Raw genomic sequence first — 23,073 nt, 5'->3', positions numbered from 1 at the left:
GAATCTCCTCAAATAAGAAACAACTAACATTATTTACCTTCATTTCACTTTATGTTTTGCAAAGTTGTTGTTTTTTATGCTTTTAAAAAATAAACCCCCATGCCCGCTGGGTGCGTGAGCATGAGGATTTTAGCATTTGCTTACTTCCCTACCCCTTTATTCATAACTGAAAATGCGATCAATTCACCATGATCTGGGTCGATAACAACAGTTCCAACAAAGTAATAATTACAGAAGATTACGTCAAAACATGACTTTCGGGATACATCGACATTATTGATTAAGAGAGGGCGTTTAAACAAAAACGTATACCTTTCCACACTTTTCCCAGGTGGTATCGCTTTTTCTAGGAATATGGTTCTAGAACCTTGTATATCACTTAATTCATTTTTGCTAGGATCACCAGGCAGAGACGCGGACTGCGATGCACCAACTCCTATAATCTTTATTGGCGCATTTTGCACGTAAGGCTCTATCATTAGCTTGATTCTTATATTGGGGATTTGGTGATTAATTTCTACCAATGCGAAGATGATAGTTGATAGGAAAAATACAATACCTATACCTTTTTCAAGTGTTAGTCTTTTGGCAAAGAGGAAGATATGCAGGCATGATAGCAGTATATAAGCTATAGTTACCACGTAAAACTGCAGGGCTGTCATGCTATATTGATAGGGCGCGACAACCATATAACTCAAAATGAGTACAACAACTAGCATGCTAATTTTGAAATATCTTTTCAATACATAACCTCCGCTTTCTCATTCCATTCTCCCTTTAAATTCCATTTGATATAGAATATCATTATTACACAAAAAAAAGCTAGCCTGTTAAGGTTAGCTTTTTGACTGCTGACTTATCTTGTCCATTTTATTTCACAGTGACGAGCGCTTCCGCTTGCTGGCCGAAGCGTCTTCCTTCCACAATATATTCTGCAGCTACCCTTGCGCGACGGACAGGAGGCCCGGATGGTGTGACACTGAATTCAATACTCTCCATTGCTTTTGCTGCTAACTGAAGTGATGCTTTCTCCGGGTAAGCCTGCCAGCCTGGTGGCACAACCAACCGCACTTCAACCAGCGCTTCTCGTGCGAATGGATTCTTCACATCAACCTGCATCGTAAATTTCTCATCAACATGAGTTTGCGTCTGGTAAGGCGAAAGTCGCACTCCGATCCCTTCTGCACCAAAGTCAACTTCATCTAACGGCAGCAGCTCCCTGTGAAGTCTTTCCAAAGCGTTACCACGTGCTGCCAGTTCGGCGAAGTAACCAGGCTGCACCCATAACGGGTCCCAGTGGCCGGTCAGGATAACGTCGGGATTCAAAGCTTCGTACAAAGCTGCACTGTCCGCATAATCTTGTATGCGAAAGCGGTTTTGATACACGTAATTCCAGAGCAGTCCTTCTCCTCCCTGATATTGATCCCCAGAGACAAGCACGTGCTTACCATCGACCATAAGCGAGATAGCTACCGCATATAAAGTATGCCCGGGCAGCGGATGGAGCGTGAATTCGTACTCCTCCCATTGGATCGAGGCACCGATTGGCAGCTCATGGTCAACGGGGATTGGATCGAACCAAAGACAAGGCAAATCATAATGAGAAGGATGGCGGAGAACGTCTGCGAACGTTTCAGAAGCCCAAACTTTCGTCCCTTCGTTGTCCCGCAGCAGGTTAATGCCGGCCACATGATCGTCATGGTAATGGGTCGGCACGACGGCATCCACCTGCGTAATTCCGTACTGCTTCTTTAATGTCCCCAGTGTATACAGCCATGGTCTGCGAGAAGCCCGGTCCGATCCGACCGGAATACCCGTCAGGAAATCGTAGCCAAAATCGAAGAAGAGCGCTTTGCCGCTTTTCGATAGCAGCACATAATAATGCGACATACTCATTCGGCTGCGCAGCAGATGGGGCGTTACTTCCTCGAAAGGCTGTTCGCGCAATTGAAGCAGCCGCGGGTTTTGCTGACGGTATTGCATCAACTCCTGCAGCCGAGTGATGAGCTTGCCGATCGCCTCGGATGGCTGCTCCATTCGTTCACCATGCGACGGCAGCAGCCAATCCGCTGCACGATCCTGCAGATCGAGCAAGGAAGCAACGGTGGCTGGGAGCCCTTCCCCACCGTTGTAAGACCACTGCGTCGCCGCGAGCGACCACATCTTACCGGGACCGGCGATCAAATCGCCGGTGAAAGCGACCTGCCTTCCGTCAATCCAGGCAAGAAAGCTAACGGAACCGATTGTATGTCCCGGCGTCGGAACAACTTTGAATTCATATCCGGCAAACTCGCACGATCCGTAATCTTTCAGCGTCCCGGCGATAGCTACTTGCTCGAGTAAGGAATAGCGATCTTGACGGACATTGTAGTTATTAAATACTTCCCTCGCCTGCCAGTGTGCATCCATGTTCGTAAACAGGTCTTGTTCGGTGTGCGGCACCCAAATGGGGATACCTGCTTCTGCCGCGCGTGCAAGTCCTTGTCCTTGATCGCGGTGATGGTGCGTCATCAAAACCGCGCAGACTTGATCAACCCCGATCTCTGTGAGTCGATCAAGCACATCACCACTGCCGAAATCGATTAGGACAGCCTTTGTTCCATTTTTCACTACGTACACATGACATGTGTCCTGATATAGAAATAAATTCTTTGAAAGTTCGATCATGGATATGTTTACCCCGTCTCCTAATTCATTAAAGCTATTTCTTTTCTCTTTTGTGTTTCTGGATAAATCAAGTTTTATTTTTATTGCAGACTTAGCCACATATCGTATTCTAGGAGCATCGAACGAAAGCGCGAGAAGCCATTCTCGAACAAGGACCGGTATTGGGCGTGTCTCAAAGGATCAGGCGCGTAATCTTGTGACTCTTGTGCTGGTAAAGCATGTATAGCTTCCTCGAAAGAAGCGTACACACCAGAACCGACACCCGCTATTAAAGCAGCGCCAAGCAGTGTTGCTTCAGGCAAATTCGGATGCTGCAGCTCAATGCCGGAAACGTCTGCTTTTATTTGCAGCCAGTGTGTATTCTTGGCGCCCCCACCTACAACAATTAATTTGTTGATGGGCTCTCCCCCTACTTTTTCGGCTTCCTGCCGCAACCATTCCATTTGGTAAGCGTTTCCTTCCAATATCGCCTTGAACATATCGCCTCGACTATGACGCGTAGTAAGTCCTATCCAGCCAGCCTTTGCCAATGCATTCGGAGAAGGCGCGCCGCAACCAGACAGATATGGGTAGTACAGAATACCCGTTGGAGCAGGGGCAACCTGATCCAACATGCCCAGTATTTCGGAATATGATAAATCTCCTTTATCCAAAAGATCCCGCAGCCATTCGATGGAGCCACCGGAAGCCGAGTGACCGCCCATCCAAAACATGTGATCCGGTAAAGGATGGCGTCCAAAGGCAAGTCCGGAACGATAATCGGCTTCCCCGAGCGCCCTTATGCCGAAGTGCCCCACTAGCGTCTCCGCAGTGCCCATGGAATTATAGACATGTCCAACCTCTGGTTCACCAATCGTCAGGGAAGCACATACATGATCATGCCCGGCAAGACAAACAGATGTTTCAGGTCTTAAACCAAGCCCCCGACTAACTTCAGGCAGTACGGTTCCTATGGAAGTTCCCGTTGCAACAACAGTTGGAAAATGACTTTCACTAAATCCAAAATGCTGGATTAACGGTAGATTCCACGCCCGCTTATCCATCCGATACACGAATGTTCGGGCAGCAAGTGTTTCCTCTTCTGCAAACCTTCCTGTAAGTAAATAAGCAACAAAGGAAGAAACGGATAGCCAAACACCGCCTTCAAGCGCCTCAGGCTGTGTTTCCTGTATCCAAAGCAGCTTCGATAACCCTTGCTTAAAAGATGGATGAAGTCCGCTTTGGCAAAACTGCTCATAAGCATCAATTTCACTTTTTATCCGTGCCTCGTACGGTAATGCACACGTCTCAAACCAAGGAATAATCATCGTCTTGACTGCACCGGTTTGGCGATCAACCAGCAGCCCGCTTTCAGCCATACTGGTTATGCCCACTGAACGAATGGATGAGGCGCCTGCTCCGGTTACCACTTCGTTGATTAACTTAACTAACGTGCTCCAGAGATGCTGCGGATCATAATAAACATAACCTTGTGCATGCTGGTGCTTACGGTTAGCCCTAATTGCCGTAGCCAACAGTATTCCATTTTCGTCAGCTACCCCTGCTTTAATGTTCGTTGTACCTATATCCAAAGCTAAAAACAAAGTAGCCACCTCATCCTGAGAAAGTTCCCGCAGTCACAATACGGTGGTAGGAGCCGCGTCCCAGCGTACCTTCCCTCATGACCCACGGAGCATCGAAAAAGAGCCGCTGCTCTTGCAAATCGCCTTCCAAATGAAGCTTCATATCTTCTTCTCCTCACAAGTGCGTAATATGGATTCACTATTCATTTCAATATCAAGCTCCAGCCGGAGTGGGTGTGTTTGGCGATAGGGCCGCTCCGTTTCAAGCCAAATACGCAAGCGTTCTGCATCCTTATCGAGTAATTGCCCACTATATATCCGCAGCTGCTGCAAAGCTTGCTTTGCAAGAAGAGATCGGCCGTCGCTCACATACTGGATCAACACTTCATAACCTAGTCTGCTGCCGCACCTGGCAAGCGCTCTGGCAATAACCAACTCAAGCATGGCTCTACGTTCCAGAAAGTAATCGGATTGCGGCGTGGATGTGCTCATTTGCGAATTTAAATAGGGGATACGATGCAGTTGTTCGAGAACAGGAATAGCGCCTCTGTCTCCTAATCGCTCTGCTCCTTGGCTGATAGCATCCACATAGTAATAGAGCCCCAGCCACGTATCTATAAAGTCTTCTTCACTTGGCTGCATAAGATCAACTACCCGCTGCCATACAGCAATGCTGCGTGAATCTCTCGTCTGCGCGAGGGAATATAACAAGTACACGACATCTGGCATCGCGCCATGATCAGGCGGCAGCTGGACATACATCATATCCGCAGTCCGGCGAGGAAGCTCAGCACCCTGCAGCTGTTCCATAATCCTTTCGATCAGTATGGGAACGGCCGCTTGACTTCCAAGCATCGCTAACGCTTGCGCCAGTCTGATTTGCCTTGTACCCGTTGCCTTTTCAAGCGCTGCTACCAGAAACGGTACGATTTTCTGGCCGAGCGAGCATATTTCCACAAAGGGAATGGGTCCCTTGTAAATTTCATTCATTCTCATATTGGCATATTCATAGAGCGGTTGTTCCGATTCAATCTGATCCACCAAGTCTCTTAATGCCTCTTCCGAATAATGAACAGGTGCTAGACATCTAGTTCGAACCGAAGCAGGTAAGATCCCCTCATGAATCAATCGATCCTGCAGCTCCTCAATCTCAATATCCCTTGGTGTGACACCTGAACGTACGGCCAGTGCGGCTGCAAGTGCAGCTACTCCACCCAGATTCTCTAAATCAGACTGCATGCGAATAGCGGGAAGCGCATCATGTGTAGCTGATATGGCTTTTCCGGCAACTAACAAACCTTCAATGGCTTTGGGCAGCAGCAAGCGATAAGGGATTTCAATTTCTAGATTAGGGGGAATAAGTCCGATGTTTATCTAGTCCGCCCCACTAACCCCTTTGACGTCATGATTGCTGAAATGGATATTAACGACATCCTGCCAACTGCGCTGTAAAAGCTGATCCGATAACTGCATAACGGTTTCACCTATAATGTGCCGGCTTTCCCTCGTTGCGACATAAATGCCATGATCGTGCAATTGCGGATCGCCTCTTCTGCGACCAGCCATAATGGCCCGCGTATAGTCCAGGATATCCGATACATCCACCATGCTTGTAAAATTGTTTTGAATCTTATCCGGCGTTTTGAATTGGGCAAGGGAGTACCACATCACGGTATAGTCCTTGGCAGAGCCATATACAAACTCCGCTCCTGCAAAAGCAGCTACATCCCCATCCCCTGTCGCATCAATAACGACCTCAGCATATATCGCAGCAGGTCCCCAACGTGTAGCTACTTTAACGCCGCATACGCGGTTATCTTTCATCAGTGCGCCATATGTGAACGCATTAAACAGCAAATCGACGCCTTGACGAACCGCCTCCTGCTGCAAAGCGAACATTTTGGCTTCGATGTTCCATTTATGCCCCTTATAGCCGTTTTCCTGCTGCACGGCTAACACTGCATCATGAATCCGAGCGGCGAAGCCTTCCCTTCTACCGAACCAATAGCTGTCTACCCCGCCCAGTGTCCCGGTTCCGCCAAGCCCTGGATTCATATCCACGAGAAGCGTGTTCACGTCTTCCCCTGCAGCTGTGATGGATGCACAGGCACCGCTAGAGCCGCCTCCAATGACGAGCACATCTATCTTCTTGAGCGTAGGAATTGAAGCGTCTATCTTTTTCCATGTACTTGGTGTAATTACTTGTTTAGCAGATGGCCCTCCAAGTAACTCAACTGCCAGCTGCATACCCGCTTCAACCGCTAGAATCGGATCTAGACATACCGGCAGCTGTTTACACAAGCTATAAATGCCAGGCATCCCATTCGTTATCTGCTGCATATCGACCGCCATCGGGCCGCGATTGCCTTGCTGCGTCTCCGTACCGCTGAGCGGTAACGGACCGTGAAGCTCGAAGGACGATCCGCAAAGCACCGCTTTCCGGAATGCTGGAACGTGCTTAACCAAATAGGCCGTTAACGCCATGCCTCGCCTACGCGCTTCCAGTTCACGTTCACCCACGGTTTCAATTTCGTTGGCACTCGCTAAATGCAACCAGTACTCGACATAGCGATGCTGCTTCCCACGATAACCCTCGATCAATCGAATTTGGCCGCCCAATAGTCCCAAATGCTCAGGAACCGCATACGCAAGCTCTCCAGCAGCTTCATCCGGCCACTCAACTCCAGTAAATTCCAATGTTCTTGCAAACGCTGCCTTTTCATCGGATGCCAAATCAACCACCGTTTCACCGCAAAGACGTGAGACTATCGCGGTTTCCGTAGTATCAATCAGCTTGCTGCAGCGGATGAATTGACTGCCCGTTTTATTAGCGATCATGATGCCTTCCAGACCTATTTCCTGGTTGTTACCTACAATGGCAACTGGAAGTGAAGCATAAATGAGATCAATACTATGCGACATTAGTTTATCTTCCAGTGCCCGCTTAAGGCGATCTGGATGCAGCGGAATATGAGACATGTCAGCAGCACCTGCTTGTGTACCAGACTGCTCCATGACAAATTGAATCAGCTCAGGCCAATTCCGATCAACATGCGAAGAAAGGTCAAGCCACGGACGAAGAGAGGCGGTTAATTCCCGCCCCAAATAAGTCCGTGGCTCAATGACCATGACCTGTTGTCCGGCCTTGGCCAATTCGACCGCGCATGCAATACCAGCAAAAGAACCCCCGATGATAACAACGTCTTTGTTAGCTAATACGGGAATTCCCGCTTCCCATTGGGTCGTCTTGTCCATGTCATCTCTCCTCTACATGCACGTGTTATTCCGATGCTGAAATAACAATGTTCAACTTGTCATCCAACACCGGAACGTCTACTTCATACAAATGCCCGCTGATATTTAAGACTGAAAGCTGTTTGCCATTCAGTTGTGCGGAAACACGACTGCTCTCCGATACGAACCGGAACGTACCGCCTTCTTTGAGCTGCAGCGATAGCGTAGAACCTTCCGATTTCACTTCACTAACCGCATCCGTTGCTACATACTTGTTTGTCAAACCAATTGGTGTCACAGCACCCTCTAAAGGAATAATCAAGTAAATCGCACACTGACCTGGCTGCAGCTCGAAAGCATGCAGTTCGCCCTGACGCATGATCTTCATCTCACCAGAGAAGTGTTCATAGAGAACAAACTCATCGCCTTCCAATCCTGAAACATCGGACGGGCCGACCGTACCTTTGACTGAATCTATATACTTACCAATATGGAAAGCGGTAACGACACCGGATGACTTGGCGATATTCCATAGCTTGAGCGGTACGGTTTCCTTCGTAGGGTCAAGGAACAAGCAATCAGCCGTTGGGCTTGGCGTTTGTTCACAGCGAATGATTTTTCCATCGCGATAAATTAATGGCCATATTTTTGAAGCATCGGTGTTGCCCGGGGCATCACTGAAATAAATCGGACCACCGCTGACCGAGCGGAGTACGGCATTTTGGATATCATCATGATTCTTGGTCCAGTACATATCCCAGTCACCATAATAAAAAGCACCGTGATAGTAGGAATTATAAGCATTTTGCAAGGCATGTTCGGCGAACCCAAATTGATCTTGGGGAACGAAATCATCGCTGTTGCGAGACACAGATGACTTAGGACGGTGCCACATATTTTCCGCTGCCATCCCCATGCAGTTAATAATCGTATTGTTAAAATGCAATGCCGCAGATGCTTCCAGCCCCTCATGTGCAGCTGCTGCAGCCTCACCGATCGACCACTCATGCTTCGTGAAGTTCAATACGGCACTTTGGCTGTCTACTTTCACGAAATCAATTCCTTGACGCTCCAAGAAGGAATGCCACGCATGCCAGAATCCAAAGCCGCGGCCCGCATCCGGATATGGAATTAAGCTCCCTTTGGCATTGCTGTATAGATAGTCACTGTATTGTTTCGCGAGTTGACTTTCCGGATGTATGCCTCCCCAATACCCAGCAATGGTATGCCAGACTCCAACCCAACGAATGTCATACTTTTCTTTAAGTTGACGGACCGTTCCCGCAAGGCCTTGGGGAAATTTCTCTACATCCGCCTCAAATGAGGATAATTTTTTGTCCAGCGTCTGTGACCATCCATCGTCAATCATCACCCATTGCACCGGCAAGCCGGCAGCCTGCATCTCTTCGGCTTTTACCAACAGACCTTCTTCATTAACCTGATGGTAAAAGGCGTCCCAGCTGCACCAGCCGAGGGAGTCCAGAATTTCAGGATAGGGTTTACGTGCGCGAGGCAGCGTCGGGTAATCCAGGGTATGCAGCGCAGCTTCCAAATTTCGCTCTACAAGCTGGTAAGGATCAGTCCCCGCGCCTAATACAAACGATAACGACTCACAGCGCGTTCGTCCTCCTTGATGCGAAGAAACACGAATTTGCAAGCCTTCCTCTATACCGCACACATCCGTTCGGAACACAGGTCCGCATACAGGAAGCAAATGGTAGAATGATGATTCCTTACGCCACAGCAAAGATTGTGTCCGTTCAGGTAATGTCGACCAGTTTGGGTCAAAATGTGGTCGTGTCCACCAATCTTTATGCTGATAATTGGCCATTAAGCCATCTATATTCGTCATGCCTTGTGCATGAATGATGATGCCATTCTGAGCGGCAAAGCAGTGTTGTTTGCCAAAATCGTTGGCATTTTTCATTTCTCCCTGCACCGATGTCAGTACAAAGGATTCATAACAGCGGAACTGTAAATGAACAACAGCTGTGTCTGCTTCATTCGAATAGGTTACTTTCGTTTCTGTGTAATCACCGAGATGATCAGTTCCCGCAGTCTTTTCGCTTGCTCCGCGCAGAAGCGGCAATGCCGGACCCGAATCTGGCGTAACGGTAACACCAATACGGCCCAGAACATCCTGCAAGCCGCTTGAACTTAGATTTTGAAGTTCGATTTCATTTAGTTGAAACATAGGAAGGCCCTCCTTATAACCGTTGTTGTTCTAATTCATGAAGCGCTACGGATAAGCTGGCGGCATCTCCGACATTATCCTTTAAACCTGAAGGCACAATTCCGCAAACACCAAGTGAAATCGGCAGCGCCTCGCGTTTCAGCTCCTCCATAACAAGAGGGGCAAGCATGGACTCCTGCCGTTCATAAATACTGCCGATAACGATGGTATCCGGATTGAGGATGTCAATTAGGATCGCAAGTCCTCTGCCTAGCTGCTCACTTACCTTACGGATGACCAGCATCGCCAGCTCATCGCCAGCGTGCGCGGCTTCAAATACATCTTTCGCTGTGAGCTCTTGGAGCTGAACCTTAGAAGTAGAAAGTATCGTTGATTTTCCTGCAGCGAACCAGTCTTCAGCCATCGCAAACGCCAGCCGGGCAATACCGCCGCCGCTGCAAAACCCTTCGAACGAGCCTTGTTTACCATAGCCTAGTGGTCCATCCTCAGCTAAGCGGATATGCCCAACCTCGCCGGCCATATCGTTCGCACCTGCATATAAGCGGCCATTTAGAATAAGACCCGCACCCATTCCGGTACCAAAGGTCAAGAAGATCATATTCTGGGAACCTCGTCCGGCTCCCCATTTCCATTCGGCCAACGCACAGGCGTTAGCATCATTTTGCAATCCGACAGGTACATCGAAACGTTCTCGAAAAGGGGCTAGCACATCAATACGGTCCCAGCCAGGTAAATTAGGCGGCGATAGCACGAGGCCATCCTTACTGCTCAAAGGACCGCCACAGCTAATACCGATGGCATGCAGCTTACCTTCAGGATTGCGCTTCAGCAACTGCTCTAGCGCGTCACCAAGCTGCACAATTGCTTCTTTCGGCGTTGCCGGCGTCGGAAAGCTTATTTTATCTAAGATGTTAACGGTCTCTCCAGCCGTGATACCAAGTACCGCAGCGCACTTCGTACCTCCGATATCAATGCCGCCTAACAGAAGACTCATACGAAGAATGCCTCCTCCAGCATCATGCACAGCACATGGTAGATAGGAAGATGGCGTTCCTGAATGTTTGGTGTTGAACGATAAGGCACACGAATCGTCACATCGCAAAGTTCTTTTAAGCGGCCTCCGCCTTCCCCGGTCAAACCAATCGTATAGACACCAAGTGCTTTGGCAACTTGCACCGCGTGTACAATATTAGCCGAATTACCCGATGTACTAAATACAACGAGTGTGTCCTCCGGCTTTCCGTAGCCGTATACCTGCTGAGCGAATACCATATCTGCCGCCACATCGTTATTGAAAGCTGTTGCAAACGCTGTATGGCTGACAAGCGAAATGGCCGGCAGCGCACCTTGCAAATGATCAGCCAAATATGTCCCCTGATCTTCGCCATGAAGCATCATTTTGTCTCTTTGCTCCTTGGGCAGCTTGCGAGGCGACATAAATCCTTTCATCAACTCGCCCACAACGTGTTCACAATCAGCTGCACTTCCTCCGTTGCCGGCAAGCAGCATTTTGCCTCCCTTTTCAAATGACACCTTCATAGCTTCAAATGCCTCTTGGATCGATGAACGACACGGTTCCAAGTCAGGGTATTTCACGAAAAGCTGCTCCAACGTTTGACTCATCGTCGATCTCCTCCTAACAAAGGTTATGTTTGTTTCAAGTGTTCAATCGCTTCTATGAAAAAGGGTTCGCTGCCAAAGCTGCCTGATTTCAGCACCAAGAAGCGCTGCGGCGTTTGCAGTGTTAAGCAGGATGGCAGACCCGGCTCAATTTCTTGCCAGATGCTCAGTCCGCCAATACCCAGCTTATCGCAGACAGCAGCGGACGTTTCCCCTCCTGCGCTGAGCAGACGTTGCTGCCCTGTTTCATTGACGACCGCTTGTATGACGTCGGACAGCGCATTCGAAACGATAACGGACACTTCCGTATTGCCGTAGCCGAGTTCAATACCTTTTAGTTTCGTCGCCGCCACCTTAAGCGGACTATTCGAGGCGTGAATGAGTACGTCCTGACCGTCCTTTAGAAGTCTCGACGCCTGTTCGACCAATTGCTTGCAGAGTGTGTGCTTCTCAATTGGGTCAAACAAGAGCAAGGAATCGAGCTCCAACGCTGTCAGGCCCTGCTTTTTTGCATAGGCAATTTGCACAGCCGTTTGCGGCATTAAGCTGCCTGCGGCGCACAAAACAGCTGAGCGTCCAAGCGCCGGCAGCTTATTCAGAACACCCTTTTGCAGGGCATTCGGCTTTTCTAACAACGCCAATTCCTCGGCCAATGCTGAGCTTCCGCAAATAATCGGTTCCTCCTTAACGGCTTGCGCAATGGTCTTCAGAGACTGCTGATCACGCACATCGAGGATGACATAGGTTAAGCCTGATTGCTTCATCACTGCAATTTGCTCCTCTAACACTGAAACACCTTGTTCTACAATATGAATGGGAATAAGTCCTACACGGCGGTCCGTTTGTGATTGTAAAATATCGACCAAATTGGAGCTGCGCATCGGATGCACAGGATCATTTCTAAACTCGGATTCTTCCAGTTTTTTACCATATACATAATGAATGCCATTTAACGTAGTACGTCCGTTTTTCGGAAAACCAAGCACTACTATGCCAAAGGATGCGTCTAGTGCATCAAGCATAGCATCGAATTCTGTCCCGATATTGCCGCGGAAAACGGAGCACGTTTTATTAATAAAACGTGCGCACCCAGCTTCCTGCAGCCGCTTCGTCATCTGGTACACCTTCGTGTAAGCATCATCCGGCGTATCTAATCGGGAGTGCGTGTCGAGAACAAGCACTTCCGGATAGGCACCACTGCTCTGTTCTCTCCCAGTCCACGCTTCCATCGGGTAGACATGCGTGCTGATGTTTGCTTTAGCGTACATGATGCCGATGTCATTAGCCCCTGTAATATCGTCTGCTATAATACCAATCAATCGGAGAACCTCCTTCTTGGCCTATAGCCCGACTCGTTCAAGAAGCTTTGAACCACGTCTTCTGGCAGCTTACGCAGGGAAATCCCCGAACTCTTCGCCATCACATACATCTGGCAAGCCATTTCAAGTGTCTGCATGGCCATGCGTGCTTCCTTCACATTCTTGTCATAAACAAGCACACCGTGATTTTCGAGGAAAAGCACATTCGCTTTACATGCCTTTTCCCGCACAGCATCACCAAGCTCACGTGAGCCTGGATGAAAATAAGGAACGCGTTCTATGCGTTCCAGATAATACATCGTTTCAACAAACCATTCGGATGGCAAATGTTCTGTCGAGCAGGCTAGCATCGTGCTGTAAAAGGGTGAAGCATGAAGCACGGCCCCTACATCAGGACGAGATTCATAAATCGCTTGGTGCATGGGCACTTCTTTGGATGGCTTCTTCCCTGCTGCTGAGGACGATGAACCTCCCTCAGAGAAAGAGCACTCAACGAAGTCGCCTTCGCTGAGCTCCCCTAGGTCTGTACCGCTTGCTGTAATTAAATAGTGGTCAGCTTTGGTCCGCGCACTGATATTGCCTGCGTTTCCCCAAGCCAAGCCGTTATTCAGCATATAACGCCCGGCTTCCTGCAGCTGCTGCCAAACCGATGCCTCCATCTACTCCACATCCCATTCCAGCATATTGGTTTCTTTAATCGGTAATTCCGGATTCTTCGGCACGCGGAAGGTTTTGATCTCGCATGGGTTAAAATCCGCCTTAATAACACGCTTCCATCTAGGCAGCTCAATCTCGGCTGAGGTAGCGGATTTATTCGTCTCATAAACACGAATAATGAGGTCCTCATTGTCTTCGGCTTTCTTGATCGCACTAACAACGATATTGTCGCGGTTTACTTTCACATAGGAATCAGTTTGAGCGAGTTCACCTTCATGGAACGATTCGATAACCGCGATTGCCTTACAGTTAAGTTCCGCAGCACGCTTCACTGTACCGGCCTGCTCCCATGTGCCTTCATGCGGCAGCAAGGAGTAAGAGAAACGCTGAATGCCCTGATCAATAAAGGAGTACTCGCCGTTCGGATCTGGCTCATAAGGCACATGGTGTGCATAAATTGGACTTCTCAATACAGTCAATGCCATATCTTGGTTATGAATGCTGTAGCTGTATTTGGCATCATTCATCAGGCTGAGGCCATACATGATGTTGCCTTTACGAGTCACACCGGAGTAATCAATCCAAGTTAATCCTGGTTCTTCTTCGCCGTTATGTTCACGTTCAATCGTACCGTAAGGGATTTCGTAGGTTTGCTTGCTAAAGATGACATTCACTGGGAAAACCAGCTTCAACATTTTGAAGGATTCGCGCCAATCCACCATCACCTGTACATCGATTTGATCGCGGTCCGGATACATGGCGAAATCTTGAACTAGCTTTGAGCTGCCATACTCACTGACAACACGGATAACCGATTTAACGGGGCCATGCTCGACACGGAACACCTTTTTCGCCTTGAATGTGCCAGCCTTTTGGTTAAAATGCAGCACATCATGGCTCCAAGTATCCGATTTGTCTTCCAAGACGATGGGCTTGGCTCCATCTCCTTTAAACACTTCATGATCGACCGCTTTATCGTGCAAACTTTTGATGTAGCCTGTTTCTTTATCGAATTCCAAGCGGAAACGCTTATTCTCCATGACTAAATCGCTAGCTTGGATCGGTTCACCAACCGGTTTAAGCGAGGTTGACTCAGCCACCAATTTGTACACCCGATATCCCATGGAAGGCAGCTCAGCCATAAAGCTAAGACGGAAACGGCCATTTGCAGAAGCTTGCGATTGCACCGTCTGGAATGGCACCGGATTCCCCTTGTCATCAAGCAAAACAGTAGTGGGTTTAATGCCCCCTACTTCCAGCTCAACGTTTACACGGCTTTCCCATGCATGAGGATTAAAAACAACAATCGGCTTCATGGTTACATCCTGCTCAATGTTGATGTTCCATGATAAAGATTGAACCGCATAATTAAGGGAACGATCCGCGATAGCCATGGCTTCCCCATACAAATACATCGCGTCTTCATATGCAGACTCCAAGCTGGTTCCTGCTAATATGTCATGGAACTGATTAAAGAGCACATTTTTCCAAGCTTGCTTGAACTCCGCAGGATAAGGTTGACCCGTGATCCATGAAGCAAGCGCAGAGTACTTCTCTGCGGCCATTAATCGATTCTCTGCTTTGCGATTCCAATGCTTGATGCCTGAATGCGCCGCGTAGCAGCCGCTAGCATGGTGCTGCAAATCATCATGAACGACCGGCAGCTTTAAGTTCTTGCTCTCCATCTCTTTGAAATATGCATCCGGCGTTGCAAATTCCAGCTTAGGCAGCGATGGATCCTCGTTCATGCGGCGAATGCTCTCGATATTTTCTTTCGTTGGACCGCCCCCATGATTGCCAACGCCATAGAACAGCATCAACTCATTGAGCGGCTCTTTGAATTCGCCCAGGCAGCGGCGTACATGGTTTTCCAAATCCTTGCCCCAAGACAAATATTCATACATGATGCGGAATGTCATCACTTGTGAGCCATCATCCGATTCCCACATGAACAGACGGCTTGGCAGCCCTTTTTCATTCGGCATCGGACGCATCATCACATAATAATCCATCCCGCTCTTCTTCAGAATTTGCGGCAGCATACCGTTATGCCCGAAGCTGTCTACGTTATAGCCAACTTTAGCTGTTACCCCGAACTTCTCTTTGAAATAATGCTGACCGTACAGCCCTTGACGGACGAAGGATTCCCCATTCGGAATGTTGCAGTCAGGTTGAATCCACCAACCGCCGACAATATTCCAGCGTCCTTCCTGCACGCGCTTTTTGATTTCCGCGAACATCTTAGGCTCGTTATTTTCAATCCACTCGTACATCGCAGCAGAGCTGGAAGTGAAAATAAAATCTTCGGACTCTGTCATTCGGTCTAGAGCAGAACGGAATGTAGCTTTTGCCTCTTGGAATCCTTCCTGCCATTGCCATAACCAAACCGGATCCAGATGTGCGTTACCAATCATATACATTTTGTTATCTTTCATTGAGAGAATCCCCCGATCTATTTATTAAAAACGTCCGCTTTACCAGCGCTGTTCAAAAAATGCTTCATTTTTTCCATCACGGTTTGAGTGACGGCATCACGACCAACTTGCAGCCTATCTGGCGCTAAGTTCTTGCATTCTTCATTAGTCATCCGCTCTTCACGTCCAAGTGCTTGGAGCAGCGAAAGCTCCAAATCTGTTGCGATATTCACTTTACTAACACCGCCGCCTGGCAATTGGTAGGCTCTGCGCATCATTTCAGGAGGTACACCCGAACCGCCATGCAGGACAAGATGAACCGGAGTCAATCTGCGAATTTCCATCAGGCGGTCATAGTCGATTTTCGGCTGCTTCACGACATACACGCCATGCGCGGTACCGCAAGACACAGCTAGCGCATCAACACCGGTAATTGCGACAAACTCAGCCGCTTCCTGTGGATTCGTATATAATTCTTCGTCTTTATCCGTTTCAACGAAGTCTGTTGTACCAATCATTCCAAGCTCAGCTTCTACGGAAACGCCTTTCGTGTGGGCATACTCCACAACTTCCTTGCTAATCTCCGCATTTTCGGCAAATGGTTTCTCCGATGCATCAATCATGACCGACGTAAAGCCTGCTGCAATTGCTTCCTTAATGGTTTCTAATTCCTTTGTGTGATCCAAATGCAGTACGACAGGCACTGTGATTTGCTGCTCTTTTACTTGACGGTAAAATTCTTCTCCAAATTCAGCCGCTGTAATCCCATAACGAATCAATTCTTTATGTGAAATTTGAACAATTAACGGTGAGTTTGCGATTTGTCCCGCCTTCAGAACGGCAGCAATCATTGGGGTATAACGCGGCGAGAAAGAGCCAATCGCAAAATGGTTCGCTTCAGAAATCTCAAGTGCTTGTTTTAATGTGATTACCGGTGCAGTTGGTGTTGTGTTTGTCATCGAGTATGTCTCCTTTTATATAAAGCTTCTAAATAATAAGATAACGTTATAGTTGATCCATGACTTGTTTAACCCGCAGCATACCTAAACGCGGGCTGCTCAGAAAACGGGTTTGTTCCTCTGGAGCAAATTGTGAAATCACGCGGGCCATAGAAGCCTGCGCAAGCACAACGACATCTGTGTTGGCTGCAAGATTGCGGAGTGCAGATGCGAGTTCTTCATCATGCCCATCTTTATCTCCAGCGAGGAGCTTCTGATAAGCAGATTTTGCGACGACTGTATCAATTTGCACCGCTTTGCCAGCTTGCTCTGCTTTGCTGATAAGCATTCGTTTGGTCGGCTCCAATGTCGTTTCGAGCGTTGCCGCAACACCAATCTTGCGTGCTGAATTCACCGCCAACTCTGCCATCGGGTCGTCGATACGAATGATGGGAATACGGAGCTTAGGCTGTACGCAGGCAACCAGTTCACCAATAGACGAGCAAGCGCTCAAAATGCAAGAAGCACCTGCTTTCTCGGCAATCTGAGCGTACTGAAGGAACCGCTCTTCAATCTCATTGACTTGCCCGCCATTCGCTGCGAGCTGAGGCAAAATGGAATCATCCACCCAATTCATCACTTCAACCCCAGGCAGAAGCTCTGCGGCTAATGCTTTTAAACTTTCCACCGTTACAGGAGTTGTATGGATAATGGCTAGTTTTTTTGTCATCAAAATCGCTCCTTTGCATGTTGCAGCACATTTTTTGGTATTTTGGGCACGTTCCCAAAAGTTCCATAGGCTGCGTAGCAGCAGCCTATTTGACCTTAGTTCACTTCAATTATCGTTCGTATAAATCTAATTCATTTTCATAAGGTAAGGAAGCCTGAGCCGCGTATAAAATAAGTCCAATGCACCATGAATGCGATAGCGTCAGCATCATTCCCTTCGGCTGGAAGCAATTCGTATTGTAGAAACGTTCCGTTACCATTCCTTTGTAAGCATTGAAGTCGCCATCTTCGCGTGCGATAAACTGCAGAAAACAAGAAATATGATCTCGCGTACGATCTAGATAATATCGGTCTCCTGTATAAGTCCATAGCCGGAGCATTTCCGGTACTGCAAAAAGTCCATAATTGTGTAAATGTTGATTGGATGTTGAGGCCTGATCCGCTCCGCGCGAACAGTAGTCATACTGGGCCAGAAGAGAATGTTTAGGAAATTGCAAGTTGTACGTCCAACGGAAAGTCATCATCCAATCCGCGGCACTAGAAGCAAGCTCCAACCAAAGCGGCTGATTATTGAACTCATACAACAGAACGTAAGACACGACAGCGTTGTAAGCATCTTCCGAAGTTGGTGTTAAGTGGACGTCCTCGGGAGCGCCATACATATATTCGTCACGAATGAATCGTTCGTAATAGCTTCCTCCCCGAACTGCAGAAGCTGCGAAACCTTCGTCTTCAAAGTACGAGGCTCCCTCCAAAAGAGCTGCAATCCACAGCATACCGCCTGCGCCATCCCACTCCTGTACTTCGCCAGTCTCGCAATCATAGTAGGAGCCGAAGTTCCCATCAGAGCGTTGATGTTCCGCAGCGAAACGAAGATTGGAAAGAACAGCATGCTCCCATTCAGGATGCATGACACCTGCTTCTCTCTCAAAAGCAAGCGCCCTGACTAGGAACAACGTTGCTTCAGATACCGTTCGGGCCTGCAGCCACGTCTTTTTCGGATTCCAGCCCGCCGTCCAGCCTCTCCCGAGTTCCCATGAAGCCCAGAACGTTCCGCACGGCGCAAGCCCTGTTGCGATTTTATCTAAGACTCGGATGCCTGCTTCCATATAGGATGAAGCCTCTTTTTTCCTGCCATAAGTCAACAAAGCATAGGCATAAGGCACACCGCTTACCCAACTGACGTGCATGTGCGGACGATCGCCCATTCCTTTGACATTGTTGTTAAACTCACGGTCGAAAGCAGCCGTTTCTCTAAGAATGTCGTTCTCTTTATCATAGTGCCATTCGTACAAGCCATGAGCCGTTAGTTCTGCTGCTTGCTCCAAGCCCATCCAAGGATTCAGCCCATGTGCTTGACGATGTATAGCATACATTTGACGAACGAAAGGATTGTAACTGTGCGCGTCAGAAGTACCTGCGTAAACATAGAAGTGAAGCACTACTTTCTCTCCCGGTAGGAACGTATGCATATGCAAATCCGCTGGTGCTGGCACAGCGTTCCCAATGAACGTAACGGGCTCCTCCTTGTAGGGAAAGTTAAGCCAAATTTCCGTCCCTGCTTCATTGCCTCGAAAGCCTAGACCACTAAGTCCAAGCGGAGACATTTCATCCGTACAAAGAGCTCCGCACATCCCGTCATTCCAAGCGAATACCGCGGGAAGAGCTGCACGATCAGCACGAAATGACCAATAATCGGATACCATTTGTTGAGGGTCGCCGCCTTTAAAGTCATAGCGAGGGTAAGGGCGCAGATTTTTCTCGAATCGATTCTCTTTGTAAAAAGCGCCGGGAATCATCCAATCCGGTTTGCCCGTTCCTTCAAGACTGCAGCCAAACTGCAAATTGTAAGCAGAAGCTTGTTTGCCCTTGTACTCCACATCCATGGATACTTCGAAATAATCGCAAATATCGGTCATCTGTTTCCAGCTTGATCGTACTTCAAAGCTTTCTGATTCCCCAGAAGCCTGCAGCCCCTCAGATGTTGACGTTATCTCATCGACGGGTACGATTTCCTGCTCCCCGTTCCTGCCGCTTGCCGATAACAAATTGGAAAACCGAAGACTTGCTTGCTGCTTGGATTTAGTCGTAGTAATCTCAAATGCCTTCACTGCATGCTCTAAGCCGTTATCCGATAACTTCCACTGCATTGCTATTCCTCCAAACCCTTTAGCTTATATAATTCGATTAAATTTGTTCGGAAAATCCGATCAGCAAAGGTCATAGCTTCTGATTCGTCAAGTGCGCCATCGGCCACCTTTTCCGTCAATACATCTGCCACCACTTTGCGGGCCAGCTTCTGGTGGGCATATGTCCCCTCGATAAAGTTATAGTCGCCGCCAAATCCTTGAATTTTCGTCATTGGCACCATTTCAATTACCTGATGCATAATTTGTTTAGCCGCCGTCGGAGAAATGATATACACCCATGTAAAATCTGCGTAGACGTTCGGGAAATTTTTTATAATACTTAAATAAGGCAAATAATACGGGTAGCCGCTGTGGAGCAGAACAAACCTTGCTTCTGTGTATTCCAGCAGCAGAGGAATCAGCAATTCCACATTCGAATTCGTTAATGTGTTACCGTTGGAAGAAACACTTACTTCATGATGACCTGTATGAATTTGAATCGGTAGATCATAGGCAATCGAACGCTGGATGATAAAATGGATCAAATAATCCTGCAGCGCTTGTGTTTCTGCTTGGGAGAGCGACTCCTCCAGTGTACAGCCGAGCAGACGATTGAATGCCAGCTCCGCTTCATGGAAGGTCGGTTTACCGCAGGATAGAGAGCGCCAGTAGGCATGCCCTAACTTTGTTGCGACCATGCCTTCCTGAACATATTTATGCAATAAGGTATCTACTGCCTCCAAATATTGGCGCAGCTGATAGACCGTAACGCCAGACATTCTCTCGACAGTAGTGATATCCTTTAATGTTCGTAGTTTGAAAGTAAAATCCATAAACATGATGGGTCGAAACCGCTCATATTCCAATTTCGTTGTTTGGATTAGTGTAAAGGCAAGATCAATTCCGGACTTTTGGACCATCACATGCTCATACCAATTAGGATTGTGCGTTGCTTGGGACACTTTTTCATTTGCCTCTAGTAGGCCATTTACGTTCCACTCGTTGAGCTCATATAAATCTTCCATTGCTGTACGAAACATCCGAGCATACGTTGTATTTTTCGTTTGATGCCAATAATCCATAAACAAGGAAGCCTTTTGTTCCACATCTAGTGAGCTTTGTCTTCCTAACGCACCCATTTTCATGCCAGCGCTATAAAAATCAGAGTCCAAGTAATGCAGCAGGGAAAACAAATCATGATTTTCTTTTTTTCGAATTTGCGGTGTTGCGAGGTGTTCATGACCGTCAATGATGCGGATTCGGTTAACATAATCATGAAGGATGCTCATTAGCTGGTCTCTCTCCTTCTAAATATGCGGCTGTTTCTTTACGAAACAGCCGCTTTTCTTTTTTGCAATTATTGAAGCTCGGGGAACGCTGCTTTCACTTCTTTTTGGAAGGCTGCTACAACATCCGCATAGCTTTTATTGTCTGTAAGTCCTTGACTTGCTACTTTTCTCCAGAGACCTAGAATCGAATCACTGTATTTATCTGACTTAATCACTGGCATTGACTTCATCATTGCGTAGTAAGGCTGCAGTACTTTTTGATCGCCAGTTAAAGGAGCTGTATACTTATCTACATTTGCATCATAAACACTTTGAAGTGCTGGCATGTTCCCTCTTGCAATCAGATCTGCGTTCTGCCATTCAGCGCTTGCAGAGAATTTGATAAACTCAGCTGCGATGTCTTTATTAGCCGTTTTATTATAAATCGCACGGAATGTTCCACCGTTGTAGAAACCTTCTGGTGTTTTGGCAACGCCAAACTTACCAACAGCTTTGTTATCTTTGTTACCGATCATGAATGTTGCCCAAGCAGGCATCGCTACCAATACAACACTTCCGTCGTTAAGTGCATTACCCCAGCCCGCTGACATGAATGGTAATTTCGCATCTACGTTATTCGAACGAATTTCTTTTTGACTGTTATATACTTTTTCCCATTTCGGATCGACATTTAATTTGCCATTCACATAGAAAGGCTGTGTATTATAGCTGGCAATGTCATTCAAGTCCCCTGTATTAGCAATTAAATGAACCTTGCCATCGCTTTGCTTTGCAACTTTTTTACCAAGCTCAACGATTTTATCGTAGCTGTTGACCATTTCGCTGATTTGGGCCGAATCATCCGTACCGAGGAACTTTTTCGCATTTTCTTTCAAATACCAGAAGCCGCCTGGAGAGGATTGGTCAGAAATCGCTTTGATTTTGCCGTCCGACGATTTACCAAGCTCAGAGACATATGGAATGTAATTTTTGACTAAATCAGCAGCGCCAATTGGTGCTAAATCCATCAAGAACGGAGATTCAATGAATTTACCAACATAACTTCTTTCAAGGTCAAGTACGTCAGGCACATCTTTGCCGGATTGCAGTGCTGACAATAATTTAATTTGGTATTGATCGCCAGGGAACACCTTAACGTCAACTTTGACATTCGGATATTTCTTCTCAAATGCGGTCGCAATGCCTTTTGTTCCATCAAAGAAAGTCCATAGCGAGAGAGTTCCGGACAGCTTAGCCGGATCTACCGGTGCGACCGATGCCGCAGGACTATTCGTTGCTATATTATTGTTATTTGGTTTAGAACCGCAAGCCGTTAGAACACCTGTCGCAAGTACCGTTGTCATTAAAATAGAAGCCCATTTTTGTGCTTTCAAGATATTTCGCCCCTTAGAGTTAATTTACAAGTATAAGTGATGATTTACTGGTTAAAATGACGATAAAATATTGGCACGCATCACTCCTCTCAATGTCTACGCATCAGCCCTTCACGGCTCCGGCCGCAACTCCGTTAATAATTCGCTTGGACATAAAAGAAAAGAACACCAGAATCGGAACGACCGATATCACAATTCCTACGTATTGAGCGCCAAAGTCGGATGAAAACTGCGATTTGACACTCGCAATCATGACTGGCAAGGTTTGCATGTCGGCATCAAACAAAATAATCATCGGAACTAAAAAGTCATTCCATTTCCCAATGAAAGCAAAGATCGCTAGCGTAGCAAGTGCAGGACTCATTAACGGTAAAATGATGCGATGGAAAAGCTGCATTTCACCATACCCGTCGATTCTTCCGGATTCGATAATTTCGGTTGGTACCGATGTGTCCGCGAACTGTTTGACCAGAAAAATACCAAATGCGTTATAGACTGACGTAAGCAAGAGCGGATAATAAGTGTTCAACATATGGAAAACATCCATTAATTTGTAAAATCCAATAATCCCCAATTGCCCAGGAATCATCATTGTCCCTAAGGTGATCATGAATAATACACCTTTATAACGAAAGTTGTATTTCGAGAATCCATACCCAGCTAACGCAGCAAAATACACATTAATGAGCGTCGCCGTTATAGTGATGAATAGCGTATTTCCTAAACCACGCCAGATGTTAACGGTTTCAATGAGCCTATGATAGTTCACGAAGAACTGATCCCCAGGCACGATGAGCAGCTTCCGGGCAATGTCTGAGTTCGTGTGCGTGGAAGTAATGATCATGCTGTAAAAAGGCAGCAAGCAAGTCAAAGCTATCGCAATTAACGCCACATAGATGATGATTTTCAAAATAAACCAATCGAATTGAAACGCTTTCTTAACCAAGG

Annotated in this window: 18 protein-coding genes; all 18 read right to left on the bottom strand. The window is 47.4% G+C overall.

Annotated elements, in window-relative coordinates; all coding sequences use genetic code 11:
* Positions 1–140 precede the first annotated feature (140 nt).
* The gene (locus ASG93_RS10300) at positions 141–743 is read right to left on the bottom strand and encodes a hypothetical protein (RefSeq protein ID WP_056831543.1); all 603 of its coding nucleotides are present in this window, start codon (positions 741–743) and stop codon (positions 141–143) included.
* A gap of 127 nt (positions 744–870) precedes the next feature.
* Positions 871–2,667: an MBL fold metallo-hydrolase gene (locus tag ASG93_RS10295; protein WP_056831541.1), complete on the bottom strand. Its 1,797-nt coding sequence runs from the start codon at positions 2,665–2,667 to the stop codon at positions 871–873.
* A gap of 80 nt (positions 2,668–2,747) precedes the next feature.
* On the bottom strand, positions 2,748–4,250 hold the full coding sequence (locus ASG93_RS10290) for an FGGY-family carbohydrate kinase (RefSeq protein ID WP_056831539.1): 1,503 nt from the start codon (positions 4,248–4,250) through the stop codon (positions 2,748–2,750).
* Positions 4,251–4,260: 10 nt separating this feature from the next.
* Entirely contained in the window at positions 4,261–4,392 is a 132-nt protein-coding gene (locus ASG93_RS36785) for a hypothetical protein (RefSeq protein WP_268796004.1), read from the bottom strand.
* A complete protein-coding gene (locus ASG93_RS10285; protein WP_268796005.1) occupies positions 4,389–5,564 on the bottom strand; it encodes an FAD-dependent oxidoreductase in 1,176 nt (391 codons plus the stop codon). The genes ASG93_RS36785 and ASG93_RS10285 overlap by 4 nt, the downstream gene beginning before the upstream one ends.
* A 39-nt stretch (positions 5,565–5,603) precedes the next feature.
* Entirely contained in the window at positions 5,604–7,484 is a 1,881-nt protein-coding gene (locus ASG93_RS10280; RefSeq protein ID WP_056831535.1) for an FAD-dependent oxidoreductase, read from the bottom strand.
* A gap of 25 nt (positions 7,485–7,509) precedes the next feature.
* Entirely contained in the window at positions 7,510–9,657 is a 2,148-nt protein-coding gene (locus tag ASG93_RS10275; protein ID WP_056831533.1) for a Sip1-related alpha-galactosidase, read from the bottom strand.
* A gap of 13 nt (positions 9,658–9,670) precedes the next feature.
* The gene (locus ASG93_RS10270; RefSeq protein WP_056831531.1) at positions 9,671–10,651 is read right to left on the bottom strand and encodes an ROK family protein; all 981 of its coding nucleotides are present in this window, start codon (positions 10,649–10,651) and stop codon (positions 9,671–9,673) included.
* A complete protein-coding gene (locus ASG93_RS10265) occupies positions 10,648–11,280 on the bottom strand; it encodes an SIS domain-containing protein (RefSeq protein WP_056831529.1) in 633 nt (210 codons plus the stop codon). Before ASG93_RS10265 ends, ASG93_RS10270 begins: the two co-directional genes overlap by 4 nt.
* 23 nt (positions 11,281–11,303) lie before the next feature.
* On the bottom strand, positions 11,304–12,596 hold the full coding sequence (locus ASG93_RS10260; RefSeq protein ID WP_056831527.1) for a four-carbon acid sugar kinase family protein: 1,293 nt from the start codon (positions 12,594–12,596) through the stop codon (positions 11,304–11,306).
* Positions 12,593–13,255: a class II aldolase/adducin family protein gene (locus ASG93_RS10255; RefSeq protein ID WP_056831525.1), complete on the bottom strand. Its 663-nt coding sequence runs from the start codon at positions 13,253–13,255 to the stop codon at positions 12,593–12,595. The genes ASG93_RS10260 and ASG93_RS10255 overlap by 4 nt, the downstream gene beginning before the upstream one ends.
* Positions 13,256–15,688, bottom strand: a complete 2,433-nt coding sequence (locus ASG93_RS10250) for an alpha-mannosidase (protein WP_056831523.1) — start codon at positions 15,686–15,688, stop codon at positions 13,256–13,258.
* A gap of 17 nt (positions 15,689–15,705) precedes the next feature.
* On the bottom strand, positions 15,706–16,626 hold the full coding sequence (locus ASG93_RS10245) for a class II fructose-bisphosphate aldolase (RefSeq protein WP_056831521.1): 921 nt from the start codon (positions 16,624–16,626) through the stop codon (positions 15,706–15,708).
* A gap of 46 nt (positions 16,627–16,672) precedes the next feature.
* Positions 16,673–17,335, bottom strand: a complete 663-nt coding sequence (locus ASG93_RS10240) for an aspartate/glutamate racemase family protein (protein ID WP_056831519.1) — start codon at positions 17,333–17,335, stop codon at positions 16,673–16,675.
* 109 nt (positions 17,336–17,444) lie between these two features.
* Positions 17,445–19,484 (bottom strand): hypothetical protein, encoded by a 2,040-nt coding sequence (locus ASG93_RS10235; RefSeq protein WP_056831516.1) that lies wholly within the window; start codon positions 19,482–19,484, stop codon positions 17,445–17,447.
* A 2-nt stretch (positions 19,485–19,486) separates the two neighbouring features.
* Positions 19,487–20,752 carry an amidohydrolase family protein gene (locus tag ASG93_RS10230; protein ID WP_056831514.1) on the bottom strand — a complete coding sequence of 422 codons (1,266 nt, stop codon included), beginning with the start codon at positions 20,750–20,752 and terminating at the stop codon, positions 19,487–19,489.
* A gap of 68 nt (positions 20,753–20,820) precedes the next feature.
* Positions 20,821–22,125: an ABC transporter substrate-binding protein gene (locus ASG93_RS10225; protein ID WP_056831513.1), complete on the bottom strand. Its 1,305-nt coding sequence runs from the start codon at positions 22,123–22,125 to the stop codon at positions 20,821–20,823.
* 103 nt (positions 22,126–22,228) lie between these two features.
* A complete protein-coding gene (locus ASG93_RS10220; RefSeq protein WP_063891840.1) occupies positions 22,229–23,071 on the bottom strand; it encodes a carbohydrate ABC transporter permease in 843 nt (280 codons plus the stop codon).
* Positions 23,072–23,073 lie beyond the last annotated feature (2 nt).

This window comes from Paenibacillus sp. Soil787 (genome assembly GCF_001429545.1).
Lineage (GTDB): Bacteria > Bacillota > Bacilli > Paenibacillales > NBRC-103111 > Paenibacillus_E.
Note: the sequence above shows the minus strand (reverse complement) of the source record. Positions and strands in the feature narration are given on the sequence as shown.

Excerpts from the sequence above, each read along its gene's own strand:
- ASG93_RS10270 (WP_056831531.1), bottom strand. The coding sequence starts at position 10,651 with ATGAGTCTTCTGTTAGGCGGCATTGATATCGGAGGTACGAAGTGCGCT.
- ASG93_RS10255 (WP_056831525.1), bottom strand. The coding sequence starts at position 13,255 with ATGGAGGCATCGGTTTGGCAGCAGCTGCAGGAAGCCGGGCGTTATATG.
- ASG93_RS10275 (WP_056831533.1), bottom strand. The coding sequence starts at position 9,657 with ATGTTTCAACTAAATGAAATCGAACTTCAAAATCTAAGTTCAAGCGGC.
- ASG93_RS10280 (WP_056831535.1), bottom strand. The coding sequence starts at position 7,484 with ATGGACAAGACGACCCAATGGGAAGCGGGAATTCCCGTATTAGCTAAC.
- ASG93_RS36785 (WP_268796004.1), bottom strand. The coding sequence starts at position 4,392 with ATGAAGCTTCATTTGGAAGGCGATTTGCAAGAGCAGCGGCTCTTTTTC.
- ASG93_RS10265 (WP_056831529.1), bottom strand. The coding sequence starts at position 11,280 with ATGAGTCAAACGTTGGAGCAGCTTTTCGTGAAATACCCTGACTTGGAA.
- ASG93_RS10235 (WP_056831516.1), bottom strand. The coding sequence starts at position 19,484 with ATGCAGTGGAAGTTATCGGATAACGGCTTAGAGCATGCAGTGAAGGCA.
- ASG93_RS10245 (WP_056831521.1), bottom strand. The coding sequence starts at position 16,626 with ATGACAAACACAACACCAACTGCACCGGTAATCACATTAAAACAAGCA.
- ASG93_RS10240 (WP_056831519.1), bottom strand. The coding sequence starts at position 17,335 with ATGACAAAAAAACTAGCCATTATCCATACAACTCCTGTAACGGTGGAA.
- ASG93_RS10250 (WP_056831523.1), bottom strand. The coding sequence starts at position 15,688 with ATGAAAGATAACAAAATGTATATGATTGGTAACGCACATCTGGATCCG.
- ASG93_RS10295 (WP_056831541.1), bottom strand. The coding sequence starts at position 2,667 with ATGATCGAACTTTCAAAGAATTTATTTCTATATCAGGACACATGTCAT.
- ASG93_RS10230 (WP_056831514.1), bottom strand. The coding sequence starts at position 20,752 with ATGAGCATCCTTCATGATTATGTTAACCGAATCCGCATCATTGACGGT.